8 protein-coding genes are annotated in these 12,467 nt (G+C 59.1%); all 8 read left to right on the top strand.

Translation table 11 applies throughout. The features are described 5' to 3' along the window. The first annotated feature begins 1,835 nt into the window (after positions 1-1,835). Positions 1,836-2,789 carry a DNA cytosine methyltransferase gene (locus tag IPP95_11255; protein ID QQS71759.1) on the top strand — a complete coding sequence of 318 codons (954 nt, stop codon included), beginning with the start codon at positions 1,836-1,838 and terminating at the stop codon, positions 2,787-2,789. Continuing rightward, on the top strand, positions 2,789-3,373 hold the full coding sequence (locus IPP95_11250) for an HNH endonuclease (GenBank protein ID QQS71758.1): 585 nt from the start codon (positions 2,789-2,791) through the stop codon (positions 3,371-3,373). Before IPP95_11255 ends, IPP95_11250 begins: the two co-directional genes overlap by 1 nt. A gap of 313 nt (positions 3,374-3,686) precedes the next feature. Next, entirely contained in the window at positions 3,687-3,914 is a 228-nt protein-coding gene (locus tag IPP95_11245) for a DUF1902 domain-containing protein (GenBank protein ID QQS71757.1), read from the top strand. Between the two features lie 323 nt (positions 3,915-4,237). Beyond that, positions 4,238-5,449 carry an N-glycanase gene (locus tag IPP95_11240; GenBank protein QQS71756.1) on the top strand — a complete coding sequence of 404 codons (1,212 nt, stop codon included), beginning with the start codon at positions 4,238-4,240 and terminating at the stop codon, positions 5,447-5,449. Positions 5,450-5,551: 102 nt separating this feature from the next. Then, positions 5,552-7,327 (top strand): histidine kinase, encoded by a 1,776-nt coding sequence (locus IPP95_11235; protein ID QQS71755.1) that lies wholly within the window; start codon positions 5,552-5,554, stop codon positions 7,325-7,327. 22 nt (positions 7,328-7,349) lie between these two features. Beyond that, a complete protein-coding gene (locus tag IPP95_11230; GenBank protein QQS71754.1) occupies positions 7,350-8,087 on the top strand; it encodes a response regulator transcription factor in 738 nt (245 codons plus the stop codon). A gap of 107 nt (positions 8,088-8,194) precedes the next feature. After that, positions 8,195-10,609 (top strand): SBBP repeat-containing protein, encoded by a 2,415-nt coding sequence (locus IPP95_11225; protein QQS71753.1) that lies wholly within the window; start codon positions 8,195-8,197, stop codon positions 10,607-10,609. A 126-nt stretch (positions 10,610-10,735) separates the two neighbouring features. Then, positions 10,736-12,361: a T9SS type A sorting domain-containing protein gene (locus tag IPP95_11220; protein QQS71752.1), complete on the top strand. Its 1,626-nt coding sequence runs from the start codon at positions 10,736-10,738 to the stop codon at positions 12,359-12,361. Positions 12,362-12,467 lie beyond the last annotated feature (106 nt).

The raw sequence follows: 12,467 nt of genomic DNA, 5'->3' as shown, positions 1-12,467 counted from the left end.
CCTTGGATGGCTTCTTGCTCGAACTTGGCGTAGTCGAACGCCTTCTCTTTTTCAACTTTTCTCTTTTTCATGGGGCAAGTTTCTGAATGGTTTGTCAAACTATCCTTGACACACTTTTCAGAATACTCTCCATGGGTTCACGGGATCAACAAGAAGAAGCGCTGTGAACTTGACATTTGATCACTTACATCCCGTGGGTACCTCGTTCACTGCGATACCAGATCTCGCAGCTGGCACCGTCGGTAGTCTTCTTGATGGCCTTCGCGAACCAGATGAAGTTCGAGAAGAGGCTAATATCGCAACCATTCCCGGCAAGGCTTCTATGATTGGTGAATGGCTTTGGACGGGCTCGCCTTCATTGTACAAAGTGGTGGTCTGCATCGAGAGGGGTGTCAATGGCATTCAATCCTACCGAATGGGCAATCCACTTGGGGTAACTGATGGACCCAACCCCGGTAGATAGGGCTGGCAGTTTCCCGCCAACCCTACCAAGCACTAGCACGCCCAATCTGGATGGTCAAAGACCAGTGGACGCCCAGGGAATCGCCTCTTCAATATCTCAAAGGATTGGGTTGTCGTTGTGCCCCTTCCAAAATCATCTTTGTTCGTGGATCGCAGCGTTCAAAAAGGTCATTCCTCCATTCCACTCCATCAAAGTTAATATCAGCATTCTCCGGTATCTCAACGCCATGCAAGAACCGACGGCCTTGGTGAACTATCCCGAACCTTCGTGCGGGACCTCTGTTGTACAAACCAACTAGTTGAGGTGCCCCACCGCAGAAATTATCCATCTCATCGGCCAATGCATGACATAGGCACTGATAAGCCGCCCGACTTGTCTTCCGGTCATTCCCACTTTGGTACTCTTCGAACCTCCTTCTGAAAATAGCAGCTCCTGATCCAAGGACGGCTAAAGTGTACGAGTGAGGCTTGAAGACTTCAGTCTTCATTTCCCATGCATTCGTCTTACTTGTCCATCTTAGTGTGCGACAGAGAAAGTCGGATTCACTTGCTCTTGAGGCCAACAAGAATTCCACAGAGTCACCTGCAAGTCTTGAAGCCCCTAGAATATACTCCTGTAAGCAGCACTTGATCATGCTTTCAACAGCATCGAGTCGAGTATCGTTGGAGCTGGTTTCCGAGAAAAGGACACCACAGTCCGCTGCTTCTACAACCTGACCTAACACTTGTGAAGGGAAAAGCACATCTCCACAGTAACCCACCACAATTGGCTCTTTGGCACAACCAAACACTTTTCGTCCTCTATCGTAGTTCGCAGAAGACGACCAAGAAATTCGACTATCACTTGCGATGTAGAGGGAGGAAATCTTCCTATAATCTACTCCAATCCATGAAACGAGAAGAGTCATTCGTTCAAATTGTTAAGCCACTGCGTCACAGCTGGCGAATGTACCCCCCTCCCGCAGTTCGCACCAAGGCGGGACAGGTCCTATACTGGCGCTCGGGGTTTCCCAAGTGCCCATCCCTTCCGGCCTCCGGCCATCTTCAACGCATCTCCACACATCATGTATAAACCTTCAAGATGTGCGCTGCGGACCACCTGAAAGAGAGCGGACGAATGGACCATTGGCGGAGCCCGCCCGAGGCGGATCAAGCGCCGGGCACAGGGCAGAGCCGTGAGGTTATTGTAAAGCCGAGCGCCGGGGGTGGAGCGTTTAACAGCTATGGAAAACGAAGCTGTTCAATCACTGGTCCGTATCTGAGATCTGCGCCTTCGTTGTGTACAACTTGCCCACCTCACAATGTCTGATCTTTGCCCTCGCGTGATTAAGTTGCCGAAACACAACTGACGGCTATCCCGTCAAGCGAAGAAGATGACAAGTGTAGAGATCTGTGCCGGTGCGGGAGGCCAGTCCCTGGGGTTGGAGCGGGCTGGCTTTGGGCATGAGGCCTTGGTGGAGATCGATGATGCCTGCTGCGCGACGTTGCGGAGCAACCGCCCGGAGTGGAATGTGCTGCACGGCGATGTCACGCAGTTCGATGGCCGACCGTACAAGGGTATCGATCTGCTTGCGGGCGGTGTTCCTTGTCCGCCGTTCTCGGTGGCCGGCAAACAGTTAGGGGCCAAGGATGAGCGCGACCTATTCCCCGAAGCGCTGCGCCTAACGGACGAGATGCGGCCACGTGCCGTGCTGCTGGAGAACGTCCGCGGCTTCCTTGACCCCTCGTTCGCGGACTACAGGACCAAGCTCTTCAAGAACTTCCGGAAGCTGGGCTACGTGCCGGACATCAAACTGTTCCATGCCTCGGACCATGGCGTTCCGCAACTACGCCCACGCGTGGTGATCGTCGCCTTGCGTTCCGATGATGCCGATCACTTCACTTGGCCAGAGAAATTGAACACATCTGTTCGCACCGTCGGTGATACGCTTGTTGACCTGATGGCCGCGAACGGTTGGAAGAAGGCAGAACAATGGGCGGCTGGTGCGCAGTCCATTGCACCCACGATCGTAGGCGGATCCAAGAAGCACGGCGGTCCGGACCTCGGCCCGACACGTGCCCGAATGGCATGGGCACAGTTGGGTGTGGAAGGTCGGACGATCGCGGAAGAAGCACCCGAGCGCGGCTTCGTCGGCAACCCACGGCTAACCGTTCGCATGGTGGCCCGCATCCAAGGCTTCCCGGACGATTGGCATTTCACAGGAAGGAAGACGGCAGCTTACCGACAGGTGGGCAATGCATTTCCTCCACCGGTGGCTGAAGCAGTCGGAAGGAGCATTGCACGGATGTTCGAGTTGGCGGCACAACGGACCGTTATGGTGGCGTGATGGCGAAGGCGAAACGTGGCGAAGGGGCAAGATCCAAACTACGCCGATACTTTCTGGAGAATGTCGGCGAGGTACTCGACTCTGCAACGCTATTCGAAGTTTCGGGAGGCACCAATGAGTTCGGTCGACGGATCCGTGAATTGCGGAATGAAGAGGGCTACGATATCCAAACCCACAACGACCGCAGTGACCTGAAGCCAGGGCAATACATTTTGCTTTCCGCCAAACCCAAGCCTGCCTTTGAGCGCAATATCTCGAAAGAGACCCGCGCCCACGTATTGGACCGGAATGGCTTCACATGTCAGATGTGTGGCGCTGCTGCCGGGGAACCACATCCTTATGACAACGGGCGCAAGACCCGTCTACACTTGGGCCACATCATCGACAAGTCAATGGGCGGGGATGACAGCCCGAACAACTTGCGTGCGATCTGTTCTGTGTGTAACGAAGGGGCCTCGAACCTGACCTTGAACCGACCGGATGCGATCAAACTGATCGCACAGGTGCGACGTGCTCCGGCCAAGGACCAGTTGGATGTGCTGAAGTGGTTACTGCAGAAGTTTCCGAAGCAGGCGAAGGGGTGATCACTGCTCCCCGAAGCTCTCCTATGGCAACCACCTCCCCACACCGGCGCTCGGCCCCGGTGCCTCATCCGGGGTTCCCGAGTGCCCATCCCTTGCGGCCTCCGGCCATCTTCAACGCATCTCCACACATCATGTATAAACCTTCAAGATGTGCGCTGCGGACCACCTGAAAGAGAGCGGACACATGGACCATTGGCGGAACCCGCCAATGGCGGATCAAGTGCCGGGCACAGGGCAGAGCCGTGAGGTTATCGTTAAGCCGCGCGCCGGGGTCGGAAATGCCATTGTCACTATGATCAATTAACTTAGATGCTTGGAACGCAAGATCATTCTGCACATAGAGAAGCTGCCGGAAGGCTTCTATCTCGCCACTTCCGATTCGTTGCAGGGCTTGGTGGCGCAAGGGCGTACCATAGCCGAGACCTTGGAGATCGCACGTGATGTAGCGAAGAAGCTCATCGAATCCAGTGAACCGGACACCGACATTAAAGCGGTCGAGTTCGGCGACAACTTCGATCACCCCTTAGTGATCGGGTTCTGATGGGTCGGCTCGGCGGTTTCCGCTACCGTGAGATCATTTCCCGGTTGAAGCGCTTCGGATTCATCTTCCACCGCCAAGCGGCGGGAAGTCATGAGATCTGGTATTGTGAACAAACGAAACGGTATACCACAATACCCACCACACCGGTGACATGCCGGAAGGAACGTTGCGCGCCATACTCAAGTAAGCGGAAGTTGATGTGGAGGAGTTCCTCAAAGCACGTTGAAGCCCGGCATCCTCAGCAGCACCGACCCCACCATCTCCGACCTTTGCCTCCTCATGGCAAATTGCCGGAACACAACGGACGGCTATCGCGCCAAGCGATGAACACGATGCATTCCACCTACTGCTCGTTCATAGCTCTCCTGCTGCTCGGTACTTCAGCATGCACCACTCCTGCTCCGAAAGGCCCGGTGTCGAACGGCGATGTGGTGATCTCTGTTTTCGATACCTGCCACGTGCGGTTCGACACGGCCTGGAAGAAAGGCGAGGCGCCGGATACCTACGGACTGCTCCGGCTGGATGCGGGAAGGGTCGTGATGACCAAGATCACCGTCCCTCATTTCGATAAACGGGTGGACGTACATCTCCGCATGCGCTTGGTCTCGCTCGGTGACCCGTGGGACAAAGCCGGTTCGCTCTTCATCTTGCCCGGTGCGGACCTTCCCCTTTTCCAGCAGGTGGAGAACGGGACCCTTCCGATGGATACCACCGGATACCCGGGCGTGGTGGCGCAAGCCGGCTATGCACCGGCGATCGAGCTCCTCCGCTTCATGACACCCTTTGGCATCGGGCATTTCAGCGATACGGCACGGGTAAGGCCGCCGATCTATGTGCCGCAATGGGAGAAGAGCGTCACCTGGGAGGCGGACATCACTCCCTTGCTCAGCGCGTTGGAAGGCGAGGTCTGGCTGGGCTGTTACATCGACACTTGGACCAAGGAAGGCTTTTCGATCACCGTTGAACTGACCTTCGATGAGAGTGATATCGCAGGTGACCTGGTGAAAAAGCAACAGGTGCTCCCACTGTGCAACACCGTCAGGTACGTGCATCCGCAAAGGGCGTACGCAGCCTTTCACGATGGGCCGCTGGACGTCCCCTTCAACCTGCCCGACTCCGCCAAGGACGTCCAACTGCACTACATCACCACCGGCCATGGTGGCCATGAGGGTGGGGATGAATTCGTCCGGAAGGAGAACAGGATCTCGTTGGACGACAGCCTGGTCAAGGCCTTCACCCCATGGCGTGACGATTGTGCAAGTTTCCGCCGCTTCAATCCCACCTCAGGGGTGTGGCGGGTGAAGACCAAGGATTACCACGGAAAGCCGGAGGAACAATCACTGGCCTCCTCGGACCTGTCCCGCTCGGGATGGTGCCCGGGAAGCATGGCAGACCCCGTAGTGATGGAGCTGCATGACCTGGGACCCGGAGAACACGTGTTGTCCATCGCCATTCCGGAGGCCCAGCAATGGGACGGCAAGGCCAATGAACTCAATCATTGGTTAGTCTCCGCTTATTTGACTTGGCGGGAGTGAGGGACATGGGACCATCGAAGGGAGGGTCGGCCGCAGGTGCCGATGCGATGATCGAGGAGCGCTTCTCGCGTCCTATGCACGGATCGTGACGATCTTCACCCCATGCGCCGCTGGACGTTCGTATGGCTCGTATTGCTTCTCGGTGCCGCGCGCGCCCAGGATACAGGCACTGCCGTGGAACGGATGGCGAGCTTGCGGGCCGCCGGTGAGATGGATTCCTTGCAGCAGGTGGCCATCGACCTGCTCAAGCAACTTCCGCCGGGGCCGGGCATTCCGCGCTACGAAGCGGAGTGGCAGTTGGCATTCGCATTGAGCGCCAACAACGATGCCTTGGGCGCCATATCGCACGCGCAGCAGGGCTTATTGATCGCGTATGCGTTACGCGACTCCAGCCGCATGCTCGGTTCGCTCTACCAGCTCACCAAGTTCAACGTGGAAGGGCGGCACTACGAGGAAGCGGACCGCCATCGACGCGAGCACCTGGCAACTGCTCAAGCCTACGGTAAGGACACCATCCAACTTGCGCTCGCCCTAAACAGCATGGGCAGCATGTACAGTCGACTGGAAAAACCCGACTCGGAGATCTACTTCTACCGCGAGGGGTTGCATTTGCTTGGTGACCGCAAGCATCCGGTGAAACAGGCCCTCATGGGCAACCTGGCCAGTGTGCTCAGTGCACAGGGCGATCATCATGAAGCGGCATTGCTGCTGCAACAAGTTGCGGCGGAACTGGACAGTGCCGATCTGCGCAACAGGGCATGGGCACTGAACAACCTGGGGCAGTCCTTGATGCATGCACAGCGGTACAAAGAGGCATTGAACGTGCTGAATGAAAGTGATTCCCTGAACAACACGAGCGGCGGCGCACTGGACCTGGCCATCGAACTTGCGGAAGTGCGGGCGGACATCCTGGAAGCCATGGGCGACAATGCCGGCGCTTTCAAGCTGATCAAGCAGGCGCGCGACCTGCAGGACACCTTGTTCGACCGCTCCATGAACGAACAGTTGCTCGAACTGGAGACACGCTTCGGGACGAAGCTGAAGGAAGAGGAGATCCAACGGCTCGATGCGCAGGCGCACGCACAGGAGGAACGACTTCGGCTGCGCAACATCCAGCTGTATGGAAGCCTCGCGCTCGCATTGCTTGCCTTGGCCGCAGTAGTGCTCGTGTGGCGCAGCCTGCGACAGAAACGCCGCTATTCGGTGGTGCTGGAACAGCTGAACAGCGAGCTGAAGGAACAACGTTCGCGCATCGAGGAGATCAACGCCCTGCTACGCATGAAGGTGTTGCGCACGCAGATGGATCCCCACTTCATCCACAATTGCCTGAACGCGATCCGTGCGCTCTCCCTGAAAGGCGACCACGAACGTGCCGATGAATACCTCGAAGGCTTCGCGCGGTTGCTCCGTACCGTGCTGGAGCACAGCGTGCGCGACCGCATCACGTTGGAGGAAGAGATCGCCTTCCTTGAGGACTACGTGAAGCTGGAACAACTGCGCTTGGGTGATGACTTCACGTGGTCGATCACCGCGGACCAAGCCCTGATCGATGATGAGCCGCTGATCCCGTCCCTGATGGTGCAGCCCTTCGTGGAGAACGCGATCTGGCATGGCTTGGCACCAAGGTCCGGCCCCAAACGATTGGAAGTCTTCTTCGCGGAAAAAGACGGTGCGATCACCTGTACCGTGGAGGACAACGGCATGGGCCGGACCGACAAGGTGCCCACACCCGGAAGACGGTCCCTGGGCCTGCAGCTCACGAGTGAACGCTTGCAGTTGCTCACCGAACGCCTCGATAACGAAGGGGCCTTCCACGTGGTGGACCTCAAGGACGGGCAAGGAGCACCGACCGGCACGCGGGTCAGCCTGAAATTGTAGCGGTGCGTGATAACTTGTGCCCATGGTGCGAGCGGTGATCGTGGACGATGAGGAGGAAGCACGCGACGTGCTCCGCGCCATGTTGCATCGCTGTGCATCGGACGTCGAGATCCTGGCGGAAGGATCCTCCATGGCGGAAGCCAAGGCATTGATCGCCGAACACAAACCCGATCTGCTCTTCCTCGATGTGCAGATGCCCGGCGGCGATGGCTTCGAACTCCTGAAGCATCTCGGCCACTGGGACTTCGATGTGGTCTTCACCACCGGCAGCAGCCAACACGCCATCCAAGCCATCCGCTACAGCGCGCTCGACTACTTGATGAAGCCAGTGCTCGGTGATGAATTGCGCGCAGCGATCGATCGGCACATCGCTAAGCGCCCGACGGATCCAGATGTGCAGGCCCACTTGCTCCACAACATCGCGCAGCCCGATGAGCGCACCATGAAGTTGAGCATCACCAGCGGTGATCGCACACTGGCCATCGACCCCGCCGACATCGCCTGGTGCCAGGCCGATGACAACTATACCGCGCTGCACCTCGCCGATGAGCGCCGTTTGGTCGCCGCCCGCACGTTGATGGACTATGACCGGATGCTTTCACCGCTCGGTTTCATCCGCGTACACAAGAGCGCGCTGGTGAACCGCCGCCATGTGGAGGGCATCGATGGCGAAGGGCGCGTGCGGCTGCGCAACGGTACACGTGTGGAGATCAGCCGGAGGCGGCTGGAGGAAGTGACGCGCGAGCTGCGGGCCAAGTGATCCCGGCTTGGCGGGAGTTGACCGTTCCCTCGATCCCTTGCCGTTCCCTCGGTACTTCCGGCCCTGTTGGCGCGGAACCTGTTCCTTCGTTGGAAACTCCCCGACCCATGTGCTTGATCCCATCCCGCTTGACCACAGCCGCCGCGCTGATGGTCGCCATGCTTCCCGCTACAGCCCGTCAGGGAGATGTGGCATACTCGCCCACGGGCTTCATCCCGAACCGGGGCCAATTGGTCGATCAGCAAGGGAAGCCCAATGCAGAGGCCCTGTTCCTGTTCCAGGGCGACGGCCTGAATGTGCAGTTGCGGCAAGGTGGTTTCTCATACGACACGTGGCAAGAGGTATCGGAGGCAGCGGATGGATCCGGCGAAAAGCACGATGTCCGCATGCACCGTATCGACATCGATCTGGGGAGCAGTGATCCCGCTGCGCGTTGGGAGGCCTTCGATGCTTCACTTGATGTGCTGAACTACTACACCACCGGGACGGCTGAGGAAGGGGTCACGGGGGTGCATCATTACCGACGCGTGCTGTGCCGCAACATCTATCCCTTCATCGATCTGGAGTTCCGGACCACGGATGATCATAGCGGCGTGAAATACGACTTCATCGTGCGCCGCGGTGGTGATCCGGCGATGATCCGCATGCGCTATCGCGGTGCCACGGCAGCTTTGAACGCAACATCACCGGCCATATCGCTGGCGTGGGATGAAGGCGTGCTGCACGATCGCGTGCCGAAGAGCTATTGGCAGACCCGTGCGGAACAGCAGCATGCATCCGTATCGCTGTTCGAAGTGGAACCGAACGTGTTCACCTTTCAATTAAAGGACGCCACGGCGCCGTGGACGGAGGACCGCACCTTGGTGATCGACCCGGTCCCGGACCTGGAGTGGGGCACCTACTACGGCAATGCCGACCACCATGGCAGCATGAACGCGGTGGCCATCGATGCGAGCGGGAACACGTTCGCTGCGGGTACGATCGGACTGACCGGCATGGCAACAGCAGGGACGCATGACCAAACCCTTTCCGGCAGTGGGGATGCCCTACTGGTGAAGTTCGATGCGAACGGACAGCGTATTTGGGCCACGTACTACGGTGGTAACGATCACGACTTCGGCAACGGCGTGGCGGTGGATGCCAATGGCAACATCTACCTAACAGGCGATTCTTGGAGCACGAGCGGCATCGCCACGCTCTTCTCCCACCAAATGACGCAGGCCGGACAGACCGATGCTTTCCTGGTGAAGTTCACGCCGCAAGGAACACGGGTGTGGGGCACGTACATGGGCGGCTCCTCCTCGGACCGTGCGAACTCGATCGTGATCGACGGTGCCGGGAACCCGGCGATCGCAGGCACCACTTCATCGACCAGTGGCATTGCGACCGGTGGTGCGGCCGATGGCACGCTCGGGGGCGGCAACGATGCGTTCCTCGCAAAATTCAACGCATCGGGTGTGCGCCAATGGTCCACTTACTTGGGAGGGACCGGAACGGATGTGGGCAATTCCGTAACGTGTGATGGAACCATTTTCTTCCTTGCGGGGACCACGATGTCGGCATCCGGGATCGCATCGGGTACCGCGCACGATGCCACCTACAGCGGTTCCGGCTTTGATGCCTACTTGGTGAAATACAGCGGGTCCGGGCAGAAGGTGTGGGGCACCTACTATGGCAGCACCGGCACTGACGCGGGTAATAGCTGCTTCGCTGAAACAGGCACGGGCAATGTTTACTTGGCGGGACAGTCGACTTCGACAAGCGGCATCGCGACGGGGGGTTCACATCAGCAGTTCCTTTCGGGGGGACAGGACGGTTTCCTGGTCAAGTTCAACAGTGCATGCACCCGGCAATGGGGCACGTATCTCGGCGGGTCGGGCACCGACGGCATCGCGAGCGTTGCCGTGGGCTCGTTCTCGCGGGTGTTCGTTTCGGGCGGAACGACGTCCACTTCCGGCATCGCCACCCTTGATGCATGGAGCACCGCACTTTCCGGCCCGTCGGATGCGATGGCGGTGGGGTTCACCAATTCCGGCTCGCGCGTATGGGGCACGTATTACGGTGGCGAGGACGGCGAGAGCGCGCTGGGCATGGCCGTCTCGGGAACCGACTTCGCGTTGGTCGGTTACACGGAATCCTCGACAGGCATCGCCACCTCGGGTGCGTTCCAGACCACATCCAACGCATCCCCGAACAACTACAGCAAGTTCGTGGCCCGTTTCACCGCACCGGTCTTCTCCGCAAAGAATGCCAACGCTGCGAGTGATGCGAGCGACGAGCTCGTTGTGCGCGCTGATGCAGCTGGCTTCAGCGTCGTGCTTCCCGGAGCGGTCCAGGAGCTTGCCGCAAGCACTGTGATGCTCCGGGTAGCCGATGTGCTGGGTCGAGGCGTATTGGAGCAACGCATTCCCGTGGATCAGCGAGAGGTCAGGTTCGATCGCTCCGTATGCGGGGTCGGCGCGTATCTCGTGATCCTGGAAAGCGCCGATCAACGTTGGGTGGTGCGCGTGGTGATCCATTGAGGGGGTCCCGGTCCAGTTCCCGACCGGTCGGGAACTGGACCGTTCCCTCGATCCCTTACCGTTCCCTCGGAAGTTCTTTCATGCCGTGGCGAAAGACCTTCACTTGGTGGCCAATAACCCATCATCATGAAGACCATTTCAGCCCTGCTCGCCTGTATGACCATGGCATTCGCCGCGAACGCCCAATGGACGAACTTCCCGGACCCACCGCTGGCGATCTGCGCAGCAGCGAACGAGCAGAACGCCGTGAAGGCCGTGAGCGATGGGGCGGATGGCTGGTATGTGCTCTGGCTCGATGGCCGCGTGAGCAACACAAAGGATGAAGTGTATGGCCAACACGTGAATGCCGACGGCGTGGCGCTCTGGGAAGCGGACGGCAGGCAGCTGATCGCCGATCCGGTGAAGAAGGTCGGCGACTTCGCTGTATGCCTGACCGATGCAGGCTCGCTTTTCATCGCATGGGTCCATGGCACCGATACACTGAAGGCGCAGTTGCTGGACGCAGCCGGTGCTTCCACCTGGCCCCAGCCCGCCCTTGTTGCGGGCCGCTTGAATGCCAATGCGTACAACATCGCAGCGCCACGTGTGCTCGCACGGGGCAACGGCGCGTTCGTCACCTGGATGGCTGACCATCAGGGCTCGAATGCCGTCGTGGCCTATAACGTGGTCGATGGAGCAGGTGGAGTGATGCACGGTTTCAATGGGATCTACATCCCCAGCAGCGGCTATGCGGTGAACGGCGTCAACCCGGACGGCAGCGGCGGCATGTTCATCCATTGGGCCACCGCGAATGCGCTCGGCGCAGGGATCCGTGTGCGGCGCGTGGACGCCAACGGCGATCTTCAATGGGTCGGCAATGTGGCGCCGACCACTGGGTCCGCGGGGATCTCCGATGGCGAGTACACCGCAGTGTACGACGGCACGGACGGTCTTGTGGTGGTGTGGAACAATAATGGTGATGTGCTCATGAGCCGGGTCGATATCAGTGGTGCGCTCACCTGGAGCCCCGCGATCAAGCCGGTGTGCGTGCAGTCCAATACACAGCGGCGGCCCACCGTTGTCGCGCAGGGAGGTCACCTTTATTTCGCATGGTCCGATGCGCGCCCACCGGCGAACAACACCGACCTCTTCGCGCAGAAGATGGACCTGAACGGCGATCCGCTCTGGACCGTGGATGGCGTATTGGCCATCCGGGAAAACACCTACATCCCACATGCCCGCATTGCGCCAACACCTGACGGTGGCGCGTACGTGGTACACAAGGCGAGCGGGGGCTTCAAGGCGATGCTGCTCAACAGCTCCGGTGTACCGGTATGGGACCCGGCCTACAAGATGACGGAAGCGAGCTACGCTCCGTTCTACGGTGACGTGCGCATGCTTCCCACTTCCGATGGCAATGCCGTCATCTTCTGGGCCACGCAGGGCAACAACATCCACGGTACGCGTATCGATCCAAGTAGCGGGATCAGCACGGGGATATCCGCGCCGGATGATGCGGTTATCCTTACAGCGTTCCCGAACCCCGCGCACGATCGGGTGAACATCGTGTGCGGTGCGGACCTCTTCGGCAAACGCGGTGTGATCGAAGTGTTCGATGCCACCGGCAAGCGCGTACAGGCGGAGCAGGTCGCATCGCTGAAGGTGTTGCAAGAGCTCGAACTATCGAGCGATCGGAAAGAGGGCTTGTACCTGGTGATGGTCCGTGTGGAAGGGCAGGCGCCACGGAGCGCTCGCTTGGTGGTGAGCAGGTGAACCGCAGCGAAGCAGGTACGATCTTGTCAGCGTGTCGGTCGCGGGCGCCGATGCGGGATCGTGCGCGGGTTACCGCGCGCGATGACGGCAATTGACGGTCATCGCC

The organism is Flavobacteriales bacterium, from assembly GCA_016700415.1.
GTDB lineage: Bacteria > Bacteroidota > Bacteroidia > Flavobacteriales_F > PHOS-HE28 > PHOS-HE28.
Note: the sequence above shows the minus strand (reverse complement) of the source record. Positions and strands in the feature narration are given on the sequence as shown.

Coding starts and splice junctions, on each gene's coding strand:
- IPP95_11230 (QQS71754.1), top strand. CDS start 7,350: ATGGTGCGAGCGGTGATCGTGGACGATGAGGAGGAAGCACGCGACGTG.
- IPP95_11235 (QQS71755.1), top strand. CDS start 5,552: ATGCGCCGCTGGACGTTCGTATGGCTCGTATTGCTTCTCGGTGCCGCG.
- IPP95_11220 (QQS71752.1), top strand. CDS start 10,736: ATGAAGACCATTTCAGCCCTGCTCGCCTGTATGACCATGGCATTCGCC.
- IPP95_11255 (QQS71759.1), top strand. CDS start 1,836: ATGACAAGTGTAGAGATCTGTGCCGGTGCGGGAGGCCAGTCCCTGGGG.
- IPP95_11225 (QQS71753.1), top strand. CDS start 8,195: ATGTGCTTGATCCCATCCCGCTTGACCACAGCCGCCGCGCTGATGGTC.
- IPP95_11240 (QQS71756.1), top strand. CDS start 4,238: ATGAACACGATGCATTCCACCTACTGCTCGTTCATAGCTCTCCTGCTG.
- IPP95_11250 (QQS71758.1), top strand. CDS start 2,789: ATGGCGAAGGCGAAACGTGGCGAAGGGGCAAGATCCAAACTACGCCGA.